The sequence below is a fragment of the Streptomyces sp. NPDC057854 genome, assembly GCF_042797055.1.
Lineage (GTDB): Bacteria > Actinomycetota > Actinomycetes > Streptomycetales > Streptomycetaceae > Streptomyces.
Window position 1 is genome coordinate 1 of the sequence record NZ_JBHVMF010000017.1, and the last position, 24,067, is coordinate 24,067.

22 protein-coding genes and 1 tRNA gene are annotated in these 24,067 nt (G+C 72.4%); 10 read left to right on the plus strand and 13 right to left on the minus strand.

Annotated elements, in window-relative coordinates; genetic code table 11:
- Positions 1 to 90 precede the first annotated feature (90 nt).
- From pknB to ACFVQZ_RS23595, 6 genes are all read right to left on the minus strand, one after another.
- Complete coding sequence (gene pknB / locus ACFVQZ_RS23570) at positions 91 to 2,169, minus strand: Stk1 family PASTA domain-containing Ser/Thr kinase (protein ID WP_081958961.1); 2,079 nt, start codon at positions 2,167 to 2,169, stop codon at positions 91 to 93.
- Positions 2,170 to 2,327: 158 nt separating this feature from the next.
- On the minus strand, positions 2,328 to 3,788 hold the full coding sequence (locus ACFVQZ_RS23575; RefSeq protein ID WP_030493736.1) for a penicillin-binding transpeptidase domain-containing protein: 1,461 nt from the start codon (positions 3,786 to 3,788) through the stop codon (positions 2,328 to 2,330).
- Positions 3,785 to 5,224 carry an FtsW/RodA/SpoVE family cell cycle protein gene (locus ACFVQZ_RS23580; RefSeq protein ID WP_030493735.1) on the minus strand — a complete coding sequence of 480 codons (1,440 nt, stop codon included), beginning with the start codon at positions 5,222 to 5,224 and terminating at the stop codon, positions 3,785 to 3,787. Before ACFVQZ_RS23580 ends, ACFVQZ_RS23575 begins: the two co-directional genes overlap by 4 nt.
- A 26-nt stretch (positions 5,225 to 5,250) precedes the next feature.
- Positions 5,251 to 6,750, minus strand: a complete 1,500-nt coding sequence (locus ACFVQZ_RS23585) for a Stp1/IreP family PP2C-type Ser/Thr phosphatase (RefSeq protein WP_383625693.1) — start codon at positions 6,748 to 6,750, stop codon at positions 5,251 to 5,253.
- 96 nt (positions 6,751 to 6,846) lie between these two features.
- Positions 6,847 to 7,374, minus strand: a complete 528-nt coding sequence (locus ACFVQZ_RS23590; protein ID WP_030493733.1) for an FHA domain-containing protein — start codon at positions 7,372 to 7,374, stop codon at positions 6,847 to 6,849.
- A 10-nt stretch (positions 7,375 to 7,384) separates the two neighbouring features.
- Positions 7,385 to 8,224, minus strand: a complete 840-nt coding sequence (locus ACFVQZ_RS23595) for an FHA domain-containing protein (protein WP_030493732.1) — start codon at positions 8,222 to 8,224, stop codon at positions 7,385 to 7,387.
- Positions 8,225 to 8,895: 671 nt separating this feature from the next.
- Here ACFVQZ_RS23595 and ACFVQZ_RS23600 point away from each other — a divergent pair.
- The 3 genes from ACFVQZ_RS23600 to ACFVQZ_RS23610 all read left to right on the plus strand — a co-directional run bounded on the left by ACFVQZ_RS23600 (position 8,896) and on the right by ACFVQZ_RS23610 (position 11,691).
- Positions 8,896 to 8,982, plus strand: a tRNA-Leu gene (locus ACFVQZ_RS23600).
- Between the two features lie 215 nt (positions 8,983 to 9,197).
- Entirely contained in the window at positions 9,198 to 10,970 is a 1,773-nt protein-coding gene (locus ACFVQZ_RS23605) for a sensor histidine kinase (protein ID WP_383625697.1), read from the plus strand.
- A gap of 40 nt (positions 10,971 to 11,010) precedes the next feature.
- Positions 11,011 to 11,691, plus strand: a complete 681-nt coding sequence (locus tag ACFVQZ_RS23610; RefSeq protein WP_383625701.1) for a response regulator — start codon at positions 11,011 to 11,013, stop codon at positions 11,689 to 11,691.
- 57 nt (positions 11,692 to 11,748) lie between these two features.
- Here ACFVQZ_RS23610 and ACFVQZ_RS23615 read toward each other — a convergent pair whose 3' ends face one another.
- Positions 11,749 to 12,231, minus strand: coding sequence for a MarR family winged helix-turn-helix transcriptional regulator (locus tag ACFVQZ_RS23615; RefSeq protein ID WP_383625704.1), 483 nt, complete (start codon positions 12,229 to 12,231; stop codon positions 11,749 to 11,751).
- 96 nt (positions 12,232 to 12,327) lie between these two features.
- Here ACFVQZ_RS23615 and ACFVQZ_RS23620 point away from each other — a divergent pair, with 96 nt between their 5' ends.
- The 4 genes from ACFVQZ_RS23620 (at position 12,328) to ACFVQZ_RS23635 (ending at position 16,267) form a co-directional block, all read left to right on the plus strand.
- On the plus strand, positions 12,328 to 13,425 hold the full coding sequence (locus ACFVQZ_RS23620) for a hypothetical protein (protein ID WP_030493728.1): 1,098 nt from the start codon (positions 12,328 to 12,330) through the stop codon (positions 13,423 to 13,425).
- A gap of 163 nt (positions 13,426 to 13,588) precedes the next feature.
- On the plus strand, positions 13,589 to 15,037 hold the full coding sequence (locus ACFVQZ_RS23625; RefSeq protein WP_030493727.1) for a DUF2252 domain-containing protein: 1,449 nt from the start codon (positions 13,589 to 13,591) through the stop codon (positions 15,035 to 15,037).
- A gap of 52 nt (positions 15,038 to 15,089) precedes the next feature.
- Positions 15,090 to 15,875: a hypothetical protein gene (locus tag ACFVQZ_RS23630; protein ID WP_383625707.1), complete on the plus strand. Its 786-nt coding sequence runs from the start codon at positions 15,090 to 15,092 to the stop codon at positions 15,873 to 15,875.
- Between the two features lie 50 nt (positions 15,876 to 15,925).
- Positions 15,926 to 16,267, plus strand: a complete 342-nt coding sequence (locus ACFVQZ_RS23635) for a rhodanese-like domain-containing protein (protein ID WP_030493725.1) — start codon at positions 15,926 to 15,928, stop codon at positions 16,265 to 16,267.
- A gap of 20 nt (positions 16,268 to 16,287) precedes the next feature.
- Here the strand turns inward: ACFVQZ_RS23635 and ACFVQZ_RS23640 are convergent, their stop codons facing one another.
- The 6 genes from ACFVQZ_RS23640 to paaA all read right to left on the minus strand — a co-directional run bounded on the left by ACFVQZ_RS23640 (position 16,288) and on the right by paaA (position 21,189).
- Positions 16,288 to 17,421, minus strand: a complete 1,134-nt coding sequence (locus ACFVQZ_RS23640; protein ID WP_383625712.1) for an acyl-CoA dehydrogenase family protein — start codon at positions 17,419 to 17,421, stop codon at positions 16,288 to 16,290.
- 132 nt (positions 17,422 to 17,553) lie between these two features.
- Positions 17,554 to 18,615, minus strand: a complete 1,062-nt coding sequence (locus ACFVQZ_RS23645; RefSeq protein ID WP_383625715.1) for a 2Fe-2S iron-sulfur cluster-binding protein — start codon at positions 18,613 to 18,615, stop codon at positions 17,554 to 17,556.
- On the minus strand, positions 18,616 to 19,119 hold the full coding sequence (paaD, locus tag ACFVQZ_RS23650; protein WP_383625718.1) for a 1,2-phenylacetyl-CoA epoxidase subunit PaaD: 504 nt from the start codon (positions 19,117 to 19,119) through the stop codon (positions 18,616 to 18,618). It lies immediately after the preceding gene.
- The gene (gene paaC / locus ACFVQZ_RS23655; RefSeq protein ID WP_383625722.1) at positions 19,113 to 19,895 is read right to left on the minus strand and encodes a 1,2-phenylacetyl-CoA epoxidase subunit PaaC; all 783 of its coding nucleotides are present in this window, start codon (positions 19,893 to 19,895) and stop codon (positions 19,113 to 19,115) included. Before paaC ends, paaD begins: the two co-directional genes overlap by 7 nt.
- Positions 19,892 to 20,179 carry a 1,2-phenylacetyl-CoA epoxidase subunit PaaB gene (gene paaB, locus ACFVQZ_RS23660; RefSeq protein WP_030493720.1) on the minus strand — a complete coding sequence of 96 codons (288 nt, stop codon included), beginning with the start codon at positions 20,177 to 20,179 and terminating at the stop codon, positions 19,892 to 19,894. The genes paaC and paaB overlap by 4 nt, the downstream gene beginning before the upstream one ends.
- Positions 20,176 to 21,189 carry a 1,2-phenylacetyl-CoA epoxidase subunit PaaA gene (gene paaA, locus ACFVQZ_RS23665; protein WP_030493719.1) on the minus strand — a complete coding sequence of 338 codons (1,014 nt, stop codon included), beginning with the start codon at positions 21,187 to 21,189 and terminating at the stop codon, positions 20,176 to 20,178. Before paaA ends, paaB begins: the two co-directional genes overlap by 4 nt.
- Before the next feature lie 162 nt (positions 21,190 to 21,351).
- Here paaA and ACFVQZ_RS23670 point away from each other — a divergent pair, with 162 nt between their 5' ends.
- The 3 genes from ACFVQZ_RS23670 to ACFVQZ_RS23680 are packed head-to-tail and all read left to right on the plus strand — an operon-like array spanning position 21,352 to position 24,061.
- Positions 21,352 to 22,107 (plus strand): DUF5819 family protein, encoded by a 756-nt coding sequence (locus ACFVQZ_RS23670; RefSeq protein WP_383625726.1) that lies wholly within the window; start codon positions 21,352 to 21,354, stop codon positions 22,105 to 22,107.
- The gene (locus ACFVQZ_RS23675) at positions 22,104 to 23,384 is read left to right on the plus strand and encodes an HTTM domain-containing protein (protein WP_383625729.1); all 1,281 of its coding nucleotides are present in this window, start codon (positions 22,104 to 22,106) and stop codon (positions 23,382 to 23,384) included. The genes ACFVQZ_RS23670 and ACFVQZ_RS23675 overlap by 4 nt, the downstream gene beginning before the upstream one ends.
- Positions 23,381 to 24,061 carry a TrmH family RNA methyltransferase gene (locus ACFVQZ_RS23680; RefSeq protein ID WP_051787639.1) on the plus strand — a complete coding sequence of 227 codons (681 nt, stop codon included), beginning with the start codon at positions 23,381 to 23,383 and terminating at the stop codon, positions 24,059 to 24,061. Before ACFVQZ_RS23675 ends, ACFVQZ_RS23680 begins: the two co-directional genes overlap by 4 nt.
- Positions 24,062 to 24,067: the final 6 nt, after the last annotated feature.

A 24,067-nucleotide genomic window follows, 5' to 3' on the forward strand; every position in this document is an offset into this window, starting at 1 on the left:
CGGTCCGGCAGCAACGGCTCGATCCTCGCCCACTGGGCATCAGTCAACGACACACATCAACCAACGATCAGATGATCCGAAGGAAACGCCCTAGTCGAACCAGCCGCCGATCTCCCCGTTGTTGCCGTCGCCCTGCTGGTCGCCGGGCTGCTGCTGGTCGCCGCCGCCGCCGTTGTTGCCGCCGCCGGGGTTGCCCCCGCCGGGGTTGCCGCCGCCCGCTTCGACGGTGACCAGGGTGACCGTGTCGCCCTGCTTGACCTGCGAGCCCGGAGTCGGGAGCGACTGGCGCACCTGGGCGTCGTCCTTGTCGACGCCGACCACGGTGACCGCGACGCCCTGGCCCTGGAGGTTGTCCCGGACCTCCTTGAGCGTCTTGCCGACGATGTCGCCGGGGATCGTGATCTGCTGGACGGCCGGGCCCTTGGAGACCTTCAGGGTGATCTGCACGTCGAGCGGCTGGTTGCTGGGGCCGCCGGGGGACTGGTCCACGACCGTGCCCTTGGGCTGGTCGTTGTCGACCTCCTCCTGCTTCACGTTGCTGAAGCCGAGCCCGTTCAGCTGCTGGAGCGCCAGGCTGATGTCGCGGTTGCGGACGTCCGGCAGCTGCGTCAGCTTCTGCTTGGCGACGGTGAGGGTGACCTCGGAGTTCTTCTCGGCCTTGGTGCCGTTCTGCGGGTTCTGCCGCAGCACCGTGCCGGGGTCCTCGTCGGACTCCTCCTCCTCGACCTTGACCTTGAAGCCCTTGCCCTCCAGGGTCTCCCGGGCCCGCTCCAGCGACTGCTCCTGGACGTCCGGGACCTCCACGAGCGGCGCGCCCTCGGAGACCCACACCTGGATCGAGGCGTTGACCTCCATCTTGCTGGAGCCGTCCGCGGCCGGGTTCTGCCGGCAGATCGCCCCGGTGGGCTGGTCGCAGCGCTCGCTGCCCGCCTCGACCACCTTCACCTGGGCGTTGGTGGCGGCCCGCTGGGCGTCGTCCAGCTTCTGGCCGACGAGCTGCGGCACCGTCGTCTGCTGCGGGGTGTCGTCGGTGTTCAGCAGGTACTGGGCGATGAAGATCGCGCCGACCAGGACCAGGACACCGCAGAGCGCCAGCAGGATCGTCGAGGCGTTCGACTTCTTCTGGCCGCCGCGGCGGCGGTCCGGGCGGTCGTCGTAGCCGTCGTACCCGCCGTAGCCCCCGCCGTCCGGCGGGACCGGCGGCATCATCGAGGTCTGGCCCACCGGGTCGGCCTGGCGCAGCGCCGTCGTCGGCTGGTCCTCCGGCGGGTAGCCGTAGCCGTTGTACGCCGGGGCCGCCATGCCCATCGCGGCGGCGGCCGCCACCGGCTGCCCGTCGAGGCACGCCTCGATGTCCGCGCGCATCTCGTCGGCGGACTGGTAGCGGTAGTCGGGGTCCTTGACCAGCGCCTTCAGGACGATGGCGTCCATCTCGGGCGTGATCTCGGGGTCGAAGTTGCTCGGCGGCTGCGGCTCCTCGCGGACGTGCTGGTACGCGACGGCCACGGGCGAGTCGCCGATGAACGGCGGCCGGACGGTGAGCAGTTCGTACAGCAGGCAGCCGGTGGAGTACAGGTCGGAGCGGGCGTCGACCTGCTCGCCCTTGGCCTGCTCCGGGGAGAGGTACTGGGCGGTGCCGATGACCGCGGCGGTCTGCGTCATGGTCATGCCCGCGTCGCCCATGGCGCGCGCGATGCCGAAGTCCATGACCTTGACCTGGCCGGTGCGGGTCAGCATCACGTTCGCGGGCTTGATGTCGCGGTGCACGATGCCGGCGCGGTGCGAGTACTCCAGGGCCTGGAGGATGCCGACGGTCATCTCCAGGGTGCGCTCGGGCAGCAGCTTGCGGCCGGAGTGCAGCAGCTCGCGGAGGGTCGAGCCGTCGACGTACTCCATCACGATGTACGGGATGGACACCCCGTCGACGTAGTCCTCGCCGGTGTCGTAGACCGCGACGATCGCCGGGTGGTTCAGGGAGGCGGCGGACTGTGCCTCACGGCGGAACCGGGCCTGGAAGGACGGGTCACGGGCGAGGTCGGCCCGCAGCGTCTTCACGGCGACGGTGCGGCCGAGCCGGGTGTCCTGGGCGAGGTACACCTCGGCCATGCCACCGCGGCCGAGCACCGAGCCCAGCTCGTACCGGCCGCCGAGGCGACGCGGCTCTTCCATAGCTAATCCAGCCCTCTCCGTCTGTCCCGACCGCACCCATGGGTGGTCCGGCGGTGTGTGCTGTCCGCGCATACGCTACCGGCCCCGAAGAGCCGTACCGCCCGCGTGGGGCAGCTGATACCTGACCGGTACCTGGCGGGCACCGGCCCTTTGCAAGATCAGCCGCGGCTCTTCAGAACCGCCTTCATGACCGCCTTCGCGATCGGCGCGGCCAGACCGCCACCGCTGATGTCCTCACGGCCGACGCCCGCGGCGTCCTCGACGATCACGGCGACGGCGACGGGGGAGCCCTGGTCGGTCTTGGCGTACGAGATGAACCAGGCGTACGGCCGCTTGGCGTTCTTCTCGCCGTGCTGCGCGGTACCGGTCTTGCCGCCGACCTTCACGCCGTCCATGTTCAGGTCGGCCCGGCCGCCGGTGCCGTTGGAGACGACGCTCTCCATCATCTGCTGGAGCTTCTGCGCGTTCTCCGGGGAGACCGGCTGGCTCATCTGCTCCGGCTCGTTCTGCTTGATGACGTCCAGGTTCGGCGCGCGCAGCTGGTCGATCATGTACGGCTTCATGAGCTTGCCGTCGTTGGCGATCGCCGCCGTGACCATCGCCATCTGGAGGGGGGTGGTCGCGGTGTTGAACTGGCCGATGGAGGAGAGCGCGTTGCCGCCGCGGTCGGCCTTCTTGTCGTAGACGGAGGCCGAGGAGCGGACCGGGACGAACTGCTCGGCGTTGAAGCCGAACTTCTCCGCCATCTCGTTCATCTTGTCGACGCCGACGTCGTCACCGAGCTTGGCGAAGACCGAGTTGCAGGAGATCTCCAGGGCCCGGTTCAGGCTGGCGTTGGCGCAGCCCGAGGCGTGGTTCTTCATCGGGATCGTGGAGAGCGGGATCTTCCAGCCCTCCGGGGTGTCCGTCGCCGCGTTGATGTCCGTGACCTTGCCGGCCTCCAGCGCGGCGGCGGCGGTCACGACCTTGAAGACCGAGCCCGGGGGGTAGATCTCGCGCAGGGCGCGGTTCTGCATGGGCTTGGCCTTGGACTCGGTCAGCGACACCCACGCCTTCTCGTCGTCGCTGCCGGCGATCTTGGAGGGGTCGTACGACGGGGTGGACGCCAGCGCGAGAATCTTCCCGGTCGACGGCTCGATCGCGACCACCGCGCCGGTGTTGTTCCCCAGACCCTCGAAGGCGGCCTTCTGAGCGGCGCCGTTGAGGGTGAGGACGACGTCGCCGCCCTTCTTCTTCTCGCCGGTGAACATGGCGAGGGTGCGGTCGAAGAAGAGCCGGTCGTCGTTGCCGGTGAGGATGCCGTCCTCGATCTTCTCGATGAAGTTGGCGTCGTACACCTGCGAGGCGTACCCGGTGACCGGGGCCCACATGGGGCCGTCCACATAGGTCCGCTTGTACTTGTAGTAGTTGCCGCCGGAGTCGACGGAGCCGGTGATGGGCTTCCCGTCGACGATGATGTTGCCGCGCTCGTTCGCGTACCGCTCGATGCGGACGCGGGTGTTCTTGGGGTGCGCGTTGAGCTCGTCGGCACGGACGAACTGGACCCAGTTGTCGCGCAGGAGCAGGGCGAGGACGAGCAGGCCGCAGAAGATCGCGACCCGGCGCAGCGGCTTGTTCACGGACGGACCACCTGGGTCATCTCGGCGTCGGGGTTCGGGGCGGGAGCGGGCGCGGGGCGGCGCGCGGTGTCGCTGATCCGGATCAGGATGCCGATGAGGGCCCAGTTGGCGATCACGGACGAACCGCCGTACGCCAGGAACGGCATCGTCATGCCGGTGAGCGGGATCAGGCCCATCACACCGCCGGCGACGACGAAGATCTGGAGCGCGAAGGCGCCGGAGAGGCCCATCGCGAGCAGCTTGCCGAACGGGTCGCGGGCGGCGAGGGAGGTCCGGATGCCGCGCTCGATGATGAGGCCGTAGACCAGCAGGAAGACCATGACGCCGGCCAGGCCGAGCTCCTCGCCGACGGTGGCGAAGATGAAGTCGGAGTTGGCGGCGAAGCCGATGAGGTCCGAGTTGCCCTGGCCGAGGCCGGTCCCGAGGATGCCGCCGGAGCCGAACGACATGAGCACCTGGGTCATCTGGTCGCAGGCGTTCAGCATGTTCTGGTCGGTGGCCGTCTCCAGACAGCCGAACGGGTCGAGCCAGGCCGCCACACGCGACTGCACGTGCGTGGCCGTGGAACCGACGGCCACCGCGCCGGCGACGGCCATGAGCAGACCCATGACGATCCAGCTGGTCCGCTCGGTCGCCACGTACAGCATGATCACGAACATGCCGAAGAACAGCAGCGAGGTGCCGAGGTCGTTCTCGAAGACCAGGATGAGGAGGCTGACCGCCCAGATCGTCAGGATCGGGCCGAGGTCACGGCCGCGCGGCAGATAGAGCCCCATGAAGCGGCGGCTGGCCAGAGCCAGCGCGTCCCGCTTCACCATCAGGTAGCCGGAGAAGAACACGGCGAGGACGAGCTTGGCGAACTCACCGGGCTGGATCGAGAAGCCGCCGATGCGGATCCAGATCTTGGCGCCGAAGCTGTCGGTGCCGAGGCCCGGAACGAGCGGCAGCAGCAGGAGGACGAGCGCCGCCACCATGGAGATGTACGTGTAGCGCTGCAGGACCCGGTGGTCCTTGAGCAGCAGCAGCACGCCCACGAACATGGCGATGCCGATCGCCGAGTACATCATCTGACTGGGTGCGTCGGGGCTGAAGGAGCCGTACCGCCGCATCGACGTCGCGATCAGCCGCGGCGACTGGTCCAGTCGCCAGATCAGCACCAGGCCCATGCCGTTGAGCAGGGTCGCCAGCGGGAGCAGCAGCGGGTCGGCGTACGGGGCCCACTTGCGGACGACGAGGTGCGCGACGGTCGCGAGGAGGGCCAGGCCGAGGCCGTACCCGAGCATGCCGGACGGGACCTCGCCGTCCAGTGCGAGGCCCACGTTGAGGTACGCGAACACCGGGATGGCGACGGCGAAGCCGAGGAGCGCCAGCTCGGTGTTGCGGCGGCTCGGCGCCTCGATCGCGCCGATGGTGGTCGTGTTGGTGACAACGCTCATGGTGGTGACAGGCCCCCTACGGGTGCTTACTGCTTGCCGCAGTTCGAGGCCAGCTTCTGCTCCTCCGGAGTGAGGGTGGGACCCGGGGTCGGAGCGGCTGCGGTGGGCTTGGTTTCGGGCTTGGCGTCCGCGCCGTCGCCGTCGGCCGGCTTCTCGGCGGCCTCGGCGGCCTTCTCCTTGCCGGCCTTCTCCTTGGCCAGGCGGCGCTCTTCGGTCTTCTTGCAGGCGGACGCCTGCACGGCCAGCTCGGAGATCTTCGTCTGGGCCTTGGCGAGGCTGCCGCCGGCGATGGTGTCCTCGACCTGCTTCCGCTGGTAGGCGGGAAGGTACTTGAGTTCGATCTCGGGGTGGTCCTTCTCGACCTCCGAGAGCTTCACCCAGGCGAGGTCCTGGCTGATGCCGCGGTACAGCGCCACGTGTTCGGCGTTGGAGCCCACGAAGTACTGGGTCTGGGTCCAGCGCCAGCCGCCGTACGCGCCGCCGGCGAGGACGCCGAGCGCGAGGACGAGGATCAGGGTGCGCCCGATCCAGCGCCGCTTCTTCCGCGGCTTCACGAAGTCGTCGTCGGTGTACGCGTCGAAGGCGCCGTGCGGCGGCACGGCGCCGTAGCCGTGGTCGTCGCCGCTGCCGGGCGGGCCGAAGCCGCCCGCGGGCGGCTGGTGGTGCGCGGGGCGGCCGAGGCCGGAGGCGCGGCCGGCCGGGGTCTGCATGGCGCCGCCGTCGTTCAACTGCGTCTGGTTCTCGGCGACCGCGCCGACGACGACGGGGGTGTCGCTGAGGTGGCCGGCGAGGGTGTCGCCGCCGTCGACGTCGAGGACGTCGGCGACGATCACCGTGATGTTGTCGGGGCCGCCGCCGCGCAGCGCGAGCTGGATCAGCTCCTGCACGGTCTCCTGCGGGCCCTGGTAGCTGGCGAGGGTGTCCTCCAGCGTCTGGTGGGACACCACGCCGGACAGGCCGTCGGAGCAGATCAGGTACCGGTCGCCGGCGCGGACCTCGCGGATGGAGAGGTCGGGCTCGACGTGGTCGCCGCTGCCGAGCGCGCGCATGAGGAGCGACCGCTGCGGGTGGGTGGTGGCCTCTTCCTCGGTGATCCGGCCCTCGTCGACGAGCCGCTGGACCCAGGTGTGGTCCTGGGTGATCTGGGTGAGGACGCCGTCGCGCAGCAGGTAGGCGCGCGAGTCGCCGACGTGCACGAGGCCGAGGCGCTGACCGGTCCACAGCAGGGCGGTGAGCGTGGTGCCCATGCCCTCCAGCTGCGGGTCCTCCTCGACCATCATCCGGAGCTGGTCGTTGGCGCGCTGCACCGCCGTGCCGAGCGAGGTGAGGATGTCGGAGCCGGGGATGTCGTCGTCGAGGGTGACGAGCGTCGAGATCACCTCGGAGGAGGCGACCTCGCCGGCGGCCTGGCCGCCCATGCCGTCGGCGATCGCGAGCAGCCGGGGACCGGCGTAGCCGGAGTCCTCGTTGCCCTCGCGGATCATGCCCTTGTGCGAGCCCGCGGCGAATCGCAGGGAGAGACTCATGCCCACCTGCCCTGTCGCCGCTGCATCGGGGTAGAGCCGGTCTCGACCCACACTGCCCACCCTCCGGTCGCTCCGGTCAGCTCGCTCATTGTCGTACTACTTCCGCAGCTCGATGACGGTCTTGCCGATGCGGATCGGCGCCCCCAGCGGGATCGGCGTTGCGGTGGTGAGGCGGGTCCGGTCCAGGTACGTGCCGTTCGTGGACCCGAGGTCCTCGACGATCCACTGGCCGTCCCGGTCCGGGTAGATCCGGGCGTGCCGGCTGGACGCGTAGTCGTCGTCCAGCACGATCGTCGAGTCGTGCGCCCGGCCCAGCGTGATCGTCTGGCCCTGGAGGGCGACGGTCGTGCCGGTGAGGGTGCCCTCGGAGACGACCAGCTTGGTCGGGGCGCCGCGGCGCGACCGGCCGCCGCCGGCCGGCTGCGGCTGCTGCGCGCGCTGCTGCGGCGGCGCGGCGGCCTGGCGGCCGCCCTGCTGCGGGCGCGCCTCCTGGCGGCGGGAACCTCGCTGGGTCACCCGCGTACCGAACAGGTCGCTGCGGATGACCTGGACGGCCACGATGACGAACAGCCACAGAACGGCCAGGAAACCCAGCCGCATGACCGTCAGGGTCAGCTCTGACATTGCCCCCGCTTCACCCTTCGGCTTGCCGGTAAACGATGGTGGTGCTGCCCACGACGATCCGCGAGCCGTCGCGGAGCGTAGCGCGGGTGGTGTGCTGCCCGTCCACCACGATGCCGTTGGTGGATCCGAGATCCTGGATCGTCGAGGGCGTTCCGGTCCGGATCTCGCAGTGCCGGCGGGACACGCCGGGATCGTCGATCCTCACGTCCGCGTCGGTGCTGCGGCCGAGGACCAGGGTCGGGCGGGAGATCTGGTGGCGGTTGCCGTTGATCTCGATCCAGCGGCGCACCTGGGCGCCGCCGGCTGCCGGCGGACGGCCGCCGCCGGCCTGCCGCTGACCCGCGCCGACGGGCGGCGGCGTGGACGGCATCGGCGGGACTCCGCCCTGCGGGCCCTGCGGGTAACCGTAGCCGCCGCCGTGGCCCTGGGGCTGGTGGTGCTGCGGGTGGCCGCCGGGCGGCTGCGGCTGCGACGTGCTCGACGCGAGCGTACGGCTGCGCACCCGGTACAGGCCGGTGTCGAGGTCGTCGGCCTTCTCCAGGTGCACCTTGATCGGGCCCATGAAGGTGTACCGCTGCTGCTTGGCATAGTCGCGGACCAGGCCGGCGAGCTCGTCGCCCAGCTGGCCCGAGTAGGGGCTCAGGCGCTCGTAGTCGGGCGCGCTGAGCTCCACGATGAAGTCGTTGGGGACGACGGTCCGCTCGCGGTTCCAGATCTGCGCGTTGTTGTCGCACTCGCGCTGGAGCGCGCCGGCGATCTCGACCGGCTGGACCTCGGACTTGAACACCTTGGCGAAGGTGCCGTTGACCAGACCTTCGAGACGCTGCTCGAAACGCTTCAGGACTCCCATGGGGCACCTCCTCCGTCGTTGCCGTCCTGGTACTGCTTACTGATCGTATCCACGCGTCGGGAAATCGGCTGGTTCCCCTTCTCTGCCCTGTGGACGAGTGTCACCTCTCACAGGCCCTCCCCCCAGGGATCGTAGAGGGGGCCTGTGGACAGTGTCCCGCACGCGGCTGTCCGACAGGAGGGGCGGAGTACGCGAGTCAGCGCGCCGGAGGCTCCGACGGCCCCGCAACCTCCCGCTTCTCCCCTGTCCCTCCTCATCTCTCCCCTCTCTCCCCTGTGTCCCTTCTCTCCTTCTTCTCCCCTCTTCTCCCCAGCGGGGTGCGGAGCGACTCCGGGGGGTGGCCGGGGAGGGTTGCGGGGCGGTGTTCCGGGTGGTGCCCCGCGGGTGTTCCGCGTGGGGGTGCGTGGGGTGTTCCGCGTGGTGTTCGGGGGCGGTGTTGCGGGCGGGGCTTCGGAGGGGGCGGTGGGGCTGCCCGTCGTCCTGCGGCTCGTCCTCGTGCACCCTCGCCCCCTCCCCCTCTCTCCGCCCGGGTCCCTCTTCGTCTCCCTCTCCTCTGTTCTGCCGGTGGGGGGTCGAAACAACGGATGTGAATCCACCGTCCGCGACGTGCTAATCTTCAGATGTCGCCAGGCGCTCCCACCGAAAGGTGAGAGACCGGGAGACCACCCAATGCGCGGGTGGCGGAATAGGCAGACGCGCTGGATTCAGGTTCCAGTGCCCGAAAGGGCGTGGGGGTTCAACTCCCCCCTCGCGCACCAGACGGAAGCCCCGTAGGTCCCAGACCTACGGGGCTTCCGCGTTGTTCGGACGTGTGACGCTTCCCACTCCCCGTCTTCTCTCCTTCCTCGCCTTCGGCTTCGCCCCTGCGCTCTTCGCTTCGTCTTCGACTTCGACTTCGGCTTCGTCTTTCGTCGTTGCGGGTCGCGACGAAAGAGGGACGTGCCGGGCGGCCGGCGCTGCCTAGGGTGCGAGCGTGGAAGCGACGACGGTGAGAACGACGGGGGTCGGGGCGCGGGTGGCCGCCGCGTGGCGGTGGCTCGTGCCCGCGGGGGAGTGGTCGCGGCGCAGGACGGTCGGCGAAACGGCCCTCACCGCCGTCGTCGCGCTGCTCGCCGCCGGGACCGAGGAACTGCTCGGCGGCGAGGGAGGGCAGCTCGCCGGAGTCGCCGCCGGGACGGTCGTGCTGTGCCTGCTGCGCCGCCGGTTCCCGGCCACCGTGCTCGTCGTCACCGCCGCGCTCGCCCCGGTCGTCCCCGGGTTCGGTGCGCTGCTGCTGGTCCTCGGCTGGTCCGCCGGCGGGCACGTCACGGGGGTGGGCCGGGCGCTGAACGCGTTCATCGCCGCGTACGTCCTCAACGTCGTCACCACCCTGCTCGTCTCCTGGGACCACCAGCGGATGCTCACCGTCGCCTTCATGGCGACCCTCTACTACCTGGCCACCACCCTCGCCCCCGGTCTCGCCCACCGCTACTGGGCCCAGCGCCGCACCCTGCTGCACGCCCTCCAGGAACGCAACGAGCAGCTGGTACGGGAGCGGGCCATGATCGGGCGGAACGCGCGGCTGCGGGAGCGGCAGCGCATCGCCCAGGACATGCACGACAGCCTCGGCCACCAGCTCGCCCTGATCGCCGTCCACACCGGCGCGCTGGAGGTCGACCGCGAGCTGACCGGGCGGCAGCGCGAGGCCGTCGGCGTGCTCCGGGAGGCGTCCGTGACCGCCATGCACGAACTCCGGGAGGTCGTCGGCATACTCCGCGACGGCACCGAGGCCGCCGACCCCGACACCGGCCCCGCGGGCGCCGGCGACGAGAGCGGGAAGGCCGCGCGGGGGCTCGCCGGGATCGCGGGGCTCGTGCACTCCGCGCGCGCCGCCGGGGCCCGCGTCACCCTGCGGCGGGTCGGGGACGAGCGGCCCCTGGAGCCGGCCGCCGGGCACGCGGCGTACCGCATGGCGCAGGAAGCGCTCACCAACGCCTACAAGTACGCGCCGGGCGCCGCCATCAGCGTCGAACTGCGCTACGAGCCCGACACGTTCGTCATCGAGATCTTCAACGAGGAGCCGCCGGCCGGGCCCGCGCAGGGGGTCGTCAGCGGCGGCCAGGGGCTGGCGGGACTGGAGGAACGGGCCCGGCTCGTCGGCGGCATGTTCCACGCCGGGCCCGCCGACGGCGGCGGCTTCCGGGTCGCCGGAATGCTGCCGTACGGCTCGGCCCCGGCCGGTGAAGCAGTGCCTTTGGTCGATGCGGACGACGACTTCCGGCAGCAGTCGACGAAGCCCTTCAGCCAGGAAGCTCGGTCCGTACTGGTCGGAGAGCCCGACTGGAGCTTCACGGAACGGGAGTTGGCGATGGCACTGCACGGAGGGAAGCCCCGCAGCACGGGGGGTTCGATCGCGATCGGCTGCGGCATCGCCTTCGCGGCGCTCGTCGCCCTCGTCGTCGCCGCCGGCTTCGGCCTCTACTACTTCGTCGGATCGGTCCAGGACGCGATGGTCGATCCCGCGAAGTACGAGTCGATCGACGTCGGCATGGCGGAGAAGGACGTCCGGGCGATGCTGCCCGACGGCGACTCCCTCGCGAACATGGCCGCCACGGGCGACGGAACGCCGCCCGAGCCCAAGGGCGCCGCCTGCCTCGCCTTCCTCTCCACGGAGACGAGCGACTCGTTCGACACGGAGCCCGTTTTCCGGTTCTGCTTCAAGGACGGCAAGCTGATCGAGAAGAAGGCGTACGTGGTACGGCTGTAGCGTCACGGCGGGCCCGTACCGTAGGCATGGGGGAGGCGTAGTGCTGTCAGGGCGGACGGGACGGCCCGGGCGGGCCGTGAAGGTCGTGGTGGCCGACGACGAGCCGCTGATCAGAGCGGGGATCCGGATGATCCTCAACTCCGATCCGGACATCCAGGTGGTCGCCGAGGCCGCGAACGGGCGCGAGGCCGTCGACGCGGCCCGCGCGCACGCCGCCGACGTCGTGCTGCTCGACATCCAGATGCCGGTCCTCGACGGACTGTCCGCCCTCCCCGAGCTGCGCAGGGCCGCGCCGGGGGCGCGGGTGATCGTCCTGACCACCTTCGGCGAACGGGAGAACGTGCTGCGGGCGCTGGAGCACGGCAGCGCGGGCTTCCTGCTGAAGGACACCGCCCCCGCCGAACTGATCGGCGCGGTACGGGCCACCGCCGTCGGCGACGCCTACCTCTCGCCCGCGGCCACCCGGCACGTCGTCGAGCGGCTGGCCTCCGGCCGCGAGACGGCCCGCGCCGAAGAGGCGCGGGGGCGGGTCGCCGCGCTCGGCGAGAAGGAACGGGAGGTGCTGGCGCTCCTCGGCGAGGGGCTGTCCAACGCCGACGCGGGCCGCCGGCTGCACATGAGCGAGGGCACGGTGAAGACGTACGTCAGCAGGATCCTCGCCAAGCTCCAGTGCGACAACCGCGTCCAGGCGGCGCTGCTGGCCCGCGACGCGGGGCTCTGACGGTCCGGGGCGTCGTGGCCGCCCGGGGCGGGGTGGGACGGCCCCGGGCGGCGGGGGTCAGCGAGGGGTCGCCGGGGACGCCGGGGGCGGGGTGTCGTCGGGTCCGGCGGCGTTGTAGCGGAGCAGGTAGGCGGCGAAGCGGGCCAGGTCCTCGCCCGACCAGTCCTTCAGCCGCTCCTGGTAGGCGGCGAGACGGTTGGCCTGGGCGGTCGCGAGGACCGCGAGGCCGGCCTCCGTCGGGTGCAGCACCTGCACCCGGTGGTCGTCGGGAGCGGGCCGGCGCTCCACCAGGCCCATCTTCTCCAGTCCGGCCAGCTGGCGGCTGACCGTCGACTTGTCCAGCAGGTAGTGCGCCGCGAGGTCGGTGGCGCGGCAGCCGCGCCGGTCCTCGATGTGCGCGAGCAGCGTGTACGAGACGAGCGGGATCTCCGGGTGGACCCGGGCCGCGGCGGCGCGGGCCCGGCGCGCGAAGGCCGTCAGCTCGCGCTGGATGACGTCCACGGACGCCTCGCGCGGTGCCTCGGTGCCGGGGTCGGACATGTGGGCTCCCTTGTCGAGCTCGCCCGGTGCGGGTTTTCAGTTGTATAGTACAACGGTTCTTAGTTGTAAAAGCCAACCAATGCATCGGAGGTCACGGTGTCCACAGGACCCCACTCCACCGCCGGCGCCCTGCGGCACGTCCTCGGGCACCTCCTCACCCCCCTCCTCATGTGCGTCGGCATGGGCCTCGCCTACCTCGGCGCGTTCCACGCCCCCCAGCCGCACGACCTCCGCGTCGACGTCGTCGGCTCCGGGCCCTCCGCCCAGGTCCTCGCGCAGACCCTCCACGACAAGGGCGCCGGCGCCCTCGACGTCCGTACCGTCCCCGACCGGGCGGCCGCCGCGACCGCCCTCCGCGAGCAGGACAGCTACGGCGCCTACATCCCCGGCGACCACCCCGAACTCCTCGTCGCCTCCGCCTCCTCCGACACCAGCGCCATGGCCGTCGAGAAGGTCTTCACCAAGGTCGCCGCCGAGCAGGACGCCCCCCTCAAGGTCACCGACCTCGCCCCCACCGCCTCCGGCGACCCCACCGGCCAGGGGATCTTCTTCCTCCTCGTCGCCGTCAGCATCGGCGCCTACGCCTCCGTCGCCGTCATCGGCGCCGCCGGAGCCGCCCTCCCCATGCGCCTGCGCGCCCTCCTCGCCGCCGGCACCTCCCTCGTCGTCAGCCTCATCGGCACCCTCTTCGCCGGCCCCGTCTTCCACCTCGTCGACCACGGCCTCGCCGGCGTCTGGGCCCTCTCCTGGCTCTACGCCGCCGGCATCCTCCTCATCGGCGTCGGCCTGCACACCTACCTCCGCCGCTGGACCACGCTCGGCGTGATGGTCCTCTTCGTCATGCTCAACTTCACGAGCTCCGGCGGCATCTACCGGCCCGAACTGCAGCCCGGCTTCTTCGGGTCCCTGCACGCCTTCTGGAACGGCGCCGGGCTCGTCGAGGGCATCCGCGGCCACGTCTACTTCGACGGGCACGCCCTCGGCGGCAACGTCCTCGTCCTCGCCCTCTGGCTCCTCGCCGGAGCCGTCCTCGTCACCCTGGCCGGCCGCACCGAGGCCCGCCGGAACGCCCTGGCCGCCGCCGCGACCCCGCCGGCCGGGACGGACCGGGCCGACCGGGCCCCGGCCGCCGACGCCGCGAAGGAAGCCGAGGCGGCGAACGAGGAGGAGATGGAGGAAGCCGTGGCGGTGTGAGGCGGGAGGGGGGCTCACGGACTCGTGGGCGTCCGAACGGGGGCGCCCGGGGTTTTCCACAGGCCGTTGTCCACAGGGGGAGACGGGCGATCAAGAGCGGCTGTACCGTCAGGCCCGGAAGTCACCGGCACCGGCCGGACCAGTCATCGGGGGAGGTCGTCCCATGGGCGAGATCCAGGCCGTCGTGCCAGGACAGCGCGGAGACACGGGCGCGGAGCGCATCCCGCACGTGCCCGGATTCGCACGGCGCGGCGGCGCCACGGAGCACTCCCCCAGGACGCGCGGGAAGCAGCTGCGGACCGCCGTCCCCCGCTCCTCCCACGCGCGGCTCACCCTCCCCGCCGGGCGCCCCGACGCCGTCCGCGCCGTCGAGGAGTCGAGCCGGGGCCGCGTCCCCGAACTCACCCCCATCCGCGTCGGCCGGATGGCCGCCAACCCCTTCGCGTTCCTCCGCGGCTCCGCCGGCCTCATGGCCCACGACCTGGTCGGCACCCCCGTCACCGGCATCGCCGCCCAGCTGTGCGGCGACGCCCACGCCGCCAACTTCGGCCTCTACGGGGACGCCCGCGGCCGGCTCGTGATGGACCTCAACGACTTCGACGAGACGGTCGCCGGGCCCTGGGAATGGGACGTCAAACGGCTCGCCACCTCCCTCGTCCTCGCCGGCCGGGTGGTCGGCGCGGACGAGGACACCTGCCGGGCCGCCGCCTTCGACACCGTCGGCGCCTACCGGCGCACCATGCGCCTCCTCGCCCGGCTCCCCGCCCACGACGCCTGGAACGCGATACCCGACGAGGAGCTGGTCTCCCACACCGACGCCCGCGACCTCCTCGGCACCCTGGAGCGCGTCTCCGCCAAGGCGCGCAACAACACCAGCGCCCGGTTCGCCGCCCGCTCCACCGAGGCCGTCGCCGAGACGGACGGCGGCGGACGCCGCTTCGTCGACGCGCCCCCCGTCCTGCGCCGGGTGCCGGACGCCGAGGCCGCCGCCGTCACCGCCGCCCTCGGCGACTACCTGGAGACCGTCTCCGAGGACCGCCGCCCGCTCCTCGCGCGGTACGCCGTCCACGACGTCGCCTTCCGGGTCGTCGGCACCGGCAGCGTCGGCACCCGCTCCTACGTCGTCCTGCTCCTCGACCACCGCGGCGAACCGCTCGTCCTCCAGGTGAAGGAGGCCCGGCCGTCCGCGCTCCTGCCCCACCTGCCCGCCGCCGGGTTCGCCGTCCCCGACGCCGGCCACGAGGGCCGCCGCGTCGTCCTCGGGCAGAAGCGCATGCAGGTCGTCAGCGACATCCTGCTCGGCTGGACCACCGTCGAGGGGCGCCCCTTCCAGGTGCGCCAGTTCCGCAACCGCAAGGGCAGCGTCGACCCCGCCGCGCTCACCGCCGACCAGCTCGACGACTACGGCCGCATGACCGGCGCGCTCCTCGCCCGCGCCCACGCCCACAGCGCCGACCCGCGCCTGATAGCCGGCTACTGCGGCAAGAACGAGGAGTTCGACGAGGCCGTCGCCGCCTTCGCGGTCACCTACGCCGACCGGACCACCCAGGACCACGCCGACCTGCTCGCGGCGATCCGCACCGGGCGCATGGCGGCGGAGCTGGGCGTCTGAGGACCTACGCTGGAGGGGTCGGGCCGGAACGAGGACGTGGGCGGGCGGGAACGTGAGCGAGGACCAGCGGGCCGAGGCCCGGTTGGAGCGGGCTGTTCGGGTGGCCGAGCAGGCGTTGATCGAGTTCGAGATCGCCGTGGAGACCTTCCGGGTCGAGGTGGAGAACTTCTCGCGGCTGCACCACCAGAAGCTGGGGCCGATGTACGCGCGGCTCGACGAGCTGGACGCGGCGATCGCGGAGGCCAAGGCGGCGCGGACCGGCGACCCCGAGGACCTGCGCCGGGCGCGGGAGGCGCGGGCCGCGGTGCAGCCGCTGCCGGGCGTCGAGGCGCTGTTCGACGACTGGCTCGACTCCGACGGGCTCTCCCCCGAGGCCGCCGCGATGCTGACCGAGCGGCCGGTGCGGCCGCCGCAGCGGGTGCGGCCCAGCGAGGAGGTGCGCCGGCTCTACCGGGAGCTGGCGCGGAAGGCCCACCCCGACCTGGCCCGTGAGGAGGACGAGCGGAAGCGGCGGGAGGAGTTCATCACCCGGGTGAACGCCGCCTACGCGCGGGGCGACGAGGAGCTGCTGCGGGAGCTCGCCGACGAGTGGGAGGCCGGACCGGTGCCGGCCGAGGGGCGGCTGAGCGAGAGCGAGGAGCTGTACGCGCGGCTGGAGTGGCTGGCGCAGCGCAAGGACCTGCTGTCGGCGCTGGCGCGGGAGCTGGAGGAGAGCGCGATCGGGTCGATGCTGCGGCTGGCGCCCGAGGACCCGGACCGGCTGCTCGACGAGATCGCCGAGCAGCTGCGCGGCCAGGTGTCCGAGCGTGAGGCCGAGCTGGCCACGCTGGTGCAGTAGGTTTTCCCAGGTCGAGGCGGTTCCGCCGTACACGAGAGAAGGTCAGTGCCATGAGTTTCGCCCCGTTGCCGTCGGTGCCCGCCGCGTCCGTGCCCGCCGATGCCCTGGTGCTGGACGTGCGCGAGGACGACGAGTGGGCGGCCGGCCGGGTCGAGGGCGCGCTGCACGTGCCGATGAGCGACTTCGTGGCGCGGTTCGCGGAGGTCGGCGAGAAGCTGGCCGAGCACGGGCGGGCCTATGTGATGTGCCGGGTGGGCGGCCGGTCGGCGCAGGTCACCCAGTACCTGGTGCAGCAGGGGTACGACGCGGTGAACGTGGACGGCGGGATGGTGGCGTGGGAGAGCGCCGGGCGTCCCGTGGTGTCGGACAGCGGGCCCGGGTACGTCGCCTGAGCCGAGGCGTGCCGTAGGGGTCAGTCCAGGGGATGGGCGGCGATGAGGTCGCCCAGGGTCTCCTCGTGGGCGGCGGCCGGTCCGAGGGACAACTCCAGGTACTTCGCCCAGGCGTGGTAGCGGTGGAGCGGGTAGTCGGTGTCGGCGCCGAAGCCGCCGTGCAGGTGCTGGGCGGTCTGGACGACCCGGCGGACGCCCTCGGCGGCCCAGATCTTGGCGACGGCGAGGTCGGCCTCGGCGGGCAGGGCCGCGTCGGCGCCGGTGGAGACGCGCCAGGCGGCCTGCCAGAGGGTGGCCTCCATGGCGCGGAGGTCGATGTAGCGGTCGGCGGCCTGGACGGCGACGGCCTGGAAGGTGGCCACGGGGTGGCCGAACTGCTCGCGTTTGCCGGTGTACTGGCTCGTCATGGTGAGGACCTGTTCGCCCAGGCCGAGGGCGAGCGCGCAGGTGCCGGTGGTGAGCAGGGCGCGCAGCGCGGGCCAGGCGCCGGGGGAGTCGAGGACCCGGTCGGCGGGGAGGCGGACGGCGTCGAGCCGGAGCCGGGCGAGACGTTCGCCGTGGGTGCCGTACTGGGCGTCGAGGGCGAGCCCCGGGTGGTCGCGCGGGACCAGCGCGAGGACGGAGCCGCCGTCGGGGGTGCGGGCGGGGACGGCGGTCAGGTCGGCGTGGTGCGCCCAGGGGACGTGGTCGGTGGTGCCGTCGAGGATCCAGTGGGCGCCGTCGCGGCGGGCGGTGACGGCCCGTTCGGCCGGTTCGTGACCGGTGGCGCCGTGGGCGGCGGCGGTGAGGACCAGGCGCCCGGCGATCGCTTCGGGCAGCAGGGCGGCGGCGGTCGCGGCCGGGGCGTGGTGCTGGACGACGTGCGTGACGGCGGTGGTCTCCAGCAGCGGGACGCGGGCCAGGACGCGGGCGGACTCGCGCAGGACGAGGCAGAGGGCGATCGGGTCCAGGCCCGTACCGCCGTGCTCGGGGGCGACGAGGAGCCCGAGGAGGTCGGTGGCGGCGAGGCGCCGCCACAGGGGGCGGTCGAGGTCGTCGGCGACGGCCGTCGGGGTGAGGGCGGGGCTCGGTACGGCGTCGGGGGCGACATCGGCGAAGACGGCGCGGGCCGTCTCCGCGGCCGCCTGCTGCTCTTCGGTGAACGTGAAGTCCATGGCCCTGTCCCTCCGTCGCGTGCGTTGCGTGCGTCGCGTCCGTGGCGTCCGGCGCCGTCCCGGCGGCCCGTCAGCGCGCGAGCATCTGACGGGCCGTCAAGATAGAACAGGTTCTAGCGGAAGGGAATGGCCTCAGCGGTCGAAGTCCAGCTCCACGTCCGGGGTGGCGGGGTGGGACTGGCAGGCCAGGACGTAGCCGGCGTCGGTCTCCTCCGGTTCGAGGGCGAAGTTGCGGTCCATGCGGACCTCGCCGCCGACGACGAAGGCGCGGCAGGTGCCGCAGACGCCGCCCTTGCAGGCGTAGGGGGCGTCGGAGCGGGCGCGGAGCACGGTGTCGAGGAGGCTCTCGCCGCGCTCGACGGGCCAGGTGCCGGAGCGGCCGTGGAGCGTGGCCGTGAGCGTGGCGTGCGCGGGGGTGTCGGCGGTGGGGACGGGTGCGGGGCCCGAACCGTCGTCGACGTGGAAGATCTCCTGGTGGACGCGGGCGCGGTCGACGCCGAGGCCGCGCAGGGCCCGCTCGGCGCCCTGGACGAGGCCGTAGGGGCCGCAGAGGAACCAGCCGTCGACGGCGGCGACCGGCAGCAGGGCCGGCAGGAGGGCGGTGAGCCGGTCCTCGTCGAGGCGGCCGGAGGGGAGTCCGGCCTGCTGCTCCTCGCGGGAGAGGACGGTGACGAGCTGGAACCGCTCGGGGTGACGGTCCTTCAGGTCGGCCACCTCGTCCAGGAACATGGTGGAGGCGGCGGTGCGGTCGCTGCGGATCAGGCAGAACCGGGCGCCGGGCTCGCGGTCGAGGAGGGTCGCGGCCATGGAGAGCACCGGGGTGATGCCGCTGCCGCCGGCGACGGCGGCGAAGTGCCCGGGGCGCGGGTCGAGGACGAACCGGCCGGTGGGGGCCATCACGTCGACGGTGTGGCCGGGGGCGAGTTCCTTGAGGGCCCAGGTGGAGAAGGCGCCGCCGTCGACCAGGCGGATGCCGACGCGGAGTTCGGGCCGCTCGCCGGCCGGGGCGGCGGGGGAGCAGATCGAGTAGGTGCGGCGGATCTCCTGGCCGGACTCGTCGGTGCGGCGCAGCGCGAGGTGCTGGCCGGGGCGGTGCCGGAAGGTCTCGTGGAGGGCTTCGGGGACTGCGAAGGTGACGGCCACGGAGTCGTCGGTGAGCCGCTCGACCCGGCTGACCGGGAGCGGATGGAACATCTACAGCTCCTTGAAGTGGTCGAAGGGTTCGCGGCAGGCGGCGCAGCGGCGCAGGGCCTTGCAGGCGGTGGAGGAGAAGCGGCTGAGGAGTTCGGTGTCGGTGGATCCGCAGTGGGGGCAGCGGATGGCGAGGGTGACGGCGACGGGCCCGCCGGCCGGGCCCTGGGGGCGGGGCGGGGCGATGCCGAACTCGGCCAGCTTGCGGCGGCCTTCCTCGGTGATGTCGTCGGTGGACCAGGCGGGGGCGAGGACGGTGATGACGGTGACCTCGGGGACGCCGTGCGCGTGAAGGGCGTGCTCGATGTCGGTGGACATCGTCTCCACGGCGGGGCAGCCGGTGTAGGTGGGGGTGAGGGCGACCTCGACGCGGCCGGGGCCGGTGACGTGGACGCCGCGGAGAACGCCGAGTTCGGCGAGGGTGAGGACGGGCAGCTCGGGGTCGGGGACGGCGCCGGCGATCCGGGCCAGCTCCGCTTCGAGCGGGGTGGTGGTGGCGGTCACCATGTTGCCCCCGGGTGGCTGCGGTGCAGGTGCTGCATCTCGGCGAGCATCCGGCCGAAGTGCTCGGTGTGGAGGCCCTGGCGGCCGGCTCCGGCGCGCCAGGCACCGGTGCGGGAGCCGGTGGGCACGGTGAGGCCGGCGCGGGTGAGGACCGCGGTGACGGAGTCGAGCCAGGCCGCTTCGAGGGCGGCGGGGTCGGTGCCGAGGCCGTCGAGGGGCTGGAAGAGTTCGCCGGTGTACCGCCAGAGGGCGTCGCAGGCCGTCTGCATGCGGCGGTGGCTCTCCTCGGTGCCGTCGCCGAGGCGGAGGGTCCAGTGTTCGGCGTGGTCCTGGTGGTAGGCGACTTCCTTGACGGCCTTGGCGGCGAGCCCGGCCAGCGGGCCGTCGCCGGCTGCGAGAGCGGCGTAGAGCAGCCGCTGGTAGGTGGAGAAGTAGAGCTGGCGGGCGATGGTGTGGGCGAAGTCGCCGTTGGGCTGCTCGACCAGCTGGACGTTGCGGAAGGCGCGCTCCTCGCGGAGGAAGGCCAGTTCGTCCTCGTCGCCGGCGAGGGAGAGCAGGACGCGGGCCTGGCCGAGGAGGTCGAGCGCGATGTTGGCGAGGGCGACCTCCTCCTCCAGGACGGGGGCGCCGCCGGCCCACTCCCCCAGACGCTGGGCCAGGATGAGGGCGTCGTCGCCGAGGGCGAGGGCCGCGGCGGTGACGGCCGGGTCCGCGGCGGGCGCCGGAGCGGTCGGGGCGGTGGCCGCGTCCGTGGCGGCCGGGGTGCCGGTGGCGGTCACAGGTGCTTCACCCCTTCCGGGATCTCGTAGAAGGTCGGGTGCCGGTAGGGCTTGTCGGCGGCCGGTTCGAAGAAGGGGTCCTTCTCGTCCGGGGAGGAGGCGGTGATGGCGGCGGAGGGCACGACCCAGAGGGAGACGCCCTCCATGCGGCGGGTGTAGAGGTCCCGGGCGTTGCGCAGCGCCATCTCGGCGTCGGGGGCGTGGAGGCTGCCGGCGTGGGTGTGGGAGAGCCCTCGGCGGGAGCGCACGAACACCTCCCACAAGGGCCACGTGTCGCTGCTCATGCCTGTGCCTCCCCGTGCTGTCCGGTGTGCTTGCGCGCGTAGGCCGCGGCGGCCTCTCTGACCCAGGCGCCGTCCTCGTGGGCCTGGCGGCGCTTGGTGATCCGCTGGTCGTTGCAGGGGCCGTTGCCCTTGAGCACGTCCCAGAACTCGTCCCAGTCGATGGGACCGAAGTCGTAGTGCCCGCGCTCCTCGTTCCACTTCAGGTCGGGGTCGGGGAGGGTGAGGCCGAGGGCCTCCGCCTGCGGGGCGGCGATGTCGACGAAGCGCTGGCGCAGTTCGTCGTTGGAGTGCCGCTTGATCTTCCAGGCCATGGCCTGGGTGGAGTGGGTCGACACGTCGTCGGGCGGGCCGAACATCATGAGCGACGGCCACCACCAGCGGTCCACGGCGTCCTGGGCCATGGCGTGCTGGGCCTCGGTGCCCCGGGAGAGGGCGAGCAGGGCCTCGTACCCCTGGCGCTGGTGGAAGGACTCCTCCTTGCAGACGCGGACCATGGCCCGGGCGTACGGGCCGTAGGAGCAGCGGCAGAGGGGGACCTGGTTGGTGATGGCGGCGCCGTCCACCAGCCAGCCGATGGCGCCGACGTCGGCCCAGGTGAGGGTGGGGTAGTTGAAGATCGAGGAGTACTTCTGGCGGCCGGTGTGGAGCTTGTCGAGGAGCTCGTCGCGGCTGACGCCGAGGGTCTCGGCGGCGCTGTAGAGGTACAGGCCGTGGCCGGCCTCGTCCTGGACCTTGGCCATGAGGATGGCCTTGCGGCGCAGCGAGGGCGCGCGGGTGATCCAGTTCGCCTCGGGCTGCATGCCGATGATCTCGGAGTGGGCGTGCTGTGCGATCTGGCGGATGAGCGAGGCGCGGTACGCCTCCGGCATCCAGTCGCGCGGCTCGATGCGCTCGTCCGCGGCGACGGCGGCGTCGAACACCGCCTCGCGGGCGGCCTGTGCCGCCGCGTCCGCGGCATCCGCGCCGGGCGCCTCCGCGGTCACTGCCGTCCCTGCCGTCCCTGCGGTCATCGGACCCCCTACCGACCGATCGTTCGGTTGAATGACTTCAATGGTGGGTCGGCGGCCCGTATGGTGTCAACCCTGTGGATAACCGCCTGCTCCGTTCGGGGCGCAGACGAGCGGGTCACCGGTGGGACGGGATCGGGTCGGGAAGCCCGGGATCGGGGTGGGATGAGCGCGCACATCGACGTGAGCGACGTGAGCGACGTGAGCGACGTGAGCGACGTGAGCGTCGTGGGCGCCGGCGACGGCCGCGGGGAGCGGCGGCCGGCCGCGGGGATCCTGGCGCTGTCGCTGCCGTACCAGGTCGTCGCGGCGGTGGCGCTCGCCGCGCTGGCCGTCTTCGCCTGCCTGCACCTGGCCATGGTCTTCCTGCACGTGGCGCCGTCGAACACGATCACCAAGCAGCACGGGCAGGCCGTCGAGGACTGGATCTACCCCGAGTTCGAGCAGAACTGGAAGCTGTTCGCCCCCAACCCGCTCCAGCAGAACGTCTCCGTCGAGGTCCGCGCCGAGGTCGCCGACGCGTCGGGCGCCCGGCGGACCACCGGCTGGATCGACCTCACCGCGCAGGACGTCGAGGCCGTGCGGGGCAGCGTCTTCCCCAGCCACACCGAACAGAACCAGCTGCGCCGGGCGATCGACTGGTACGGCAACGCGCACGACGACGAGGGCCGCCCGAAGGGGATGCGCGGCCGGCTGTCGGAGGAGTACATGCGCCGGATCGTGCTGCCGCGCATCGAGGGCCCCCGGGCGCGCGCGGACGTCGGCGGGCGGGTGGAGCGGATCCAGCTCCGCCGCGTGGCCCGCCCGGTGCAGGCCCCGCACTGGAGCACCGAGAAGCGCTCCACCGAGCCCTCGATCAGCGTGATGCCCTGGTGGCAGATCACCGACGCCGACCGCAGCCGTACGGAGACCAGCCGATGACCGCCCCCCGTCCCGCGCCGGCCGCGGCCCCCGCGCGCGTGCCCTTCGACCGCCGGCTCGCCGGGGCCGTGCAGACGGTGACCTCGCGCGCGCTGGGCCCGTACCAGACCGCGATCGTCCGCATCGGCTTCGCGCTGACCTGGCTCTTCTTCCTGCTGCGCGAGTTCCCGCACCGGCACGAGATGTACGGCCCCGACGGGCCGTGGTCCTTCGACCTGGCGCGCCGGCTGATCGCCGACAACCGCGCCTTCACCGTCCTGATGTGGTCGGACGGGCGGCTCTGGTTCGAGGTGGTCTACGGGCTCGCCGTGGTGGCCGCGGCGCTGCTGCTCGTCGGCTGGCACACCCGGGCCGTCTCCGTGGTCTTCATGGTCGGCGCGCTGTCACTGCAGAACCGGTCCGTCTTCCTCGGCGACGGCGGCGACAACGTGGTGCACCTCGTCTCGCTGTACCTCACGCTGACCCGCTGCGGCCAGGTGTGGTCCCTGGACGCCCGGCGGGCGGCCCGGAAGGCGGCCGGCGGCGAGGAGGCGGCCCGCCGGGTGGAGCTCACGGGCCCGGTCCTCTGGGTCGTCCTCGGCGGCTTCCTGGTCGCCGCGACCTGGTTCAGCCCGCTCACCGGCGAGTGGTGGATGTACGTGCTGCTGTGGGTGCTCTGGCTCGGCCAGGGCCTGTGGTGGCTGGTGGAGCAGTACGCGCCGGGCGAGCCGCGCGTCCTCCTGGACGTCCTCGCCAACCTCGCCCACAACGCGACGCTCCTGGTCCTCATGGCCGAGGTGTGCCTGATCTACGCCACCGCCGGCTGGTACAAGGTGCAGGGCTCGCGCTGGCAGGACGGCACCGCGCTCTTCTACCCGCTGCACCTCGACTACTTCACGCCCTGGCCGGCCCTCTCCGACCTGCTCGCCTCCAGCGGGATCATGGTCATGCTGCTCAGCTACGGCACCGTGATCGTGCAGGTCGCCTTCCCCTTCACGCTGTTCAAGCGCAAGGTGAAGAACGTCCTGCTCGTGGTGATGATGCTGGAGCACGCCGGGATCGCGGTCCTGCTGGGCCTGCCCGCGTTCTCCCTGGCGATGATCGCCGCCGACGCCGTCTTCCTGCCGACCGTCTTCCTGGTGTGGCTGGGGGCGCGCGCCGCCCGGCTCCGGGACCGGCTGCCGTGGCGGAAGGCCGCGCCGGAGCTGCCGCCGCAGCGTGCCGCCGGGGACCCCGGCGCGGGGCCGTCCGGCGGGGAGACGGGCGGCGAGACCGCCCCCCGTACCCTCGTCGGGTGAGCACCACCGAAGAGAACCCCGTCCCGGACGGCGCCGAGCCGCTGCAGTACGACGAGGGCTACGGCCCCGAGATCGGCGTCGGCCCGCACCCGCTGCCGTGGCCCGAGGACCCGCGCTACGACCGGGAACTGCTGGCCGGGGGCGACCGGCGCAACGTCGTGGACGCGTACCGGTACTGGACCCGGGAGGCGATCGTCGCCGACCTGGACACCCGCCGGCACGACTTCCACGTGGCCGTGGAGAACTGGGGACACGACTTCAACATCGGGTCGGTGGTGCGGACGGCCAACGCCTTTCTGGCGAAGGAGGTCCACATCGTGGGGCGCCGTCGCTGGAACCGGCGCGGGGCCATGGTCACCGACCGCTACCAGCACGTCCGGCACCACCCCGACACGGAGGCGCTGACCGCCTGGGCGGCGGCCGAGGACCTGCCGATCATCGGCATCGACAACCTGCCGGGCTCGGTGCCGCTGGAGCGGACCGTGCTGCCCCGCCGCTGCGTGCTGCTCTTCGGCCAGGAGGGCCCCGGGCTGACCGAGGAGGCCCGCCGCCACGTGCGGACGGTCTGCTCGATCGCGCAGTTCGGCTCCACCCGGTCGATCAACGCCGGCGCCGCCGCCGCGATCGCCATGCACGCCTGGATCCAGCGCTACGCCGACGTGCCGGCCCCCGAGTAGGGGGAC

Bases quoted from the DNA above. Each gene is read 5' to 3' on its own strand.
- pknB (WP_081958961.1), bottom strand. From the start codon at position 2,169: ATGGAAGAGCCGCGTCGCCTCGGCGGCCGGTACGAGCTGGGCTCGGTG.
- ACFVQZ_RS23580 (WP_030493735.1), bottom strand. From the start codon at position 5,224: ATGAGCGTTGTCACCAACACGACCACCATCGGCGCGATCGAGGCGCCG.
- ACFVQZ_RS23585 (WP_383625693.1), bottom strand. From the start codon at position 6,750: ATGAGTCTCTCCCTGCGATTCGCCGCGGGCTCGCACAAGGGCATGATC.
- ACFVQZ_RS23590 (WP_030493733.1), bottom strand. From the start codon at position 7,374: ATGTCAGAGCTGACCCTGACGGTCATGCGGCTGGGTTTCCTGGCCGTT.
- ACFVQZ_RS23595 (WP_030493732.1), bottom strand. From the start codon at position 8,224: ATGGGAGTCCTGAAGCGTTTCGAGCAGCGTCTCGAAGGTCTGGTCAAC.
- ACFVQZ_RS23615 (WP_383625704.1), bottom strand. From the start codon at position 12,231: ATGTCCGACCCCGGCACCGAGGCACCGCGCGAGGCGTCCGTGGACGTC.
- ACFVQZ_RS23625 (WP_030493727.1), top strand. From the start codon at position 13,589: ATGGGCGAGATCCAGGCCGTCGTGCCAGGACAGCGCGGAGACACGGGC.
- ACFVQZ_RS23635 (WP_030493725.1), top strand. From the start codon at position 15,926: ATGAGTTTCGCCCCGTTGCCGTCGGTGCCCGCCGCGTCCGTGCCCGCC.
- ACFVQZ_RS23640 (WP_383625712.1), bottom strand. From the start codon at position 17,421: ATGGACTTCACGTTCACCGAAGAGCAGCAGGCGGCCGCGGAGACGGCC.
- ACFVQZ_RS23645 (WP_383625715.1), bottom strand. From the start codon at position 18,615: ATGTTCCATCCGCTCCCGGTCAGCCGGGTCGAGCGGCTCACCGACGAC.
- paaD (WP_383625718.1), bottom strand. From the start codon at position 19,119: ATGGTGACCGCCACCACCACCCCGCTCGAAGCGGAGCTGGCCCGGATC.
- paaB (WP_030493720.1), bottom strand. From the start codon at position 20,179: ATGAGCAGCGACACGTGGCCCTTGTGGGAGGTGTTCGTGCGCTCCCGC.
- paaA (WP_030493719.1), bottom strand. From the start codon at position 21,189: ATGACCGCAGGGACGGCAGGGACGGCAGTGACCGCGGAGGCGCCCGGC.
- ACFVQZ_RS23670 (WP_383625726.1), top strand. From the start codon at position 21,352: ATGAGCGCGCACATCGACGTGAGCGACGTGAGCGACGTGAGCGACGTG.
- ACFVQZ_RS23675 (WP_383625729.1), top strand. From the start codon at position 22,104: ATGACCGCCCCCCGTCCCGCGCCGGCCGCGGCCCCCGCGCGCGTGCCC.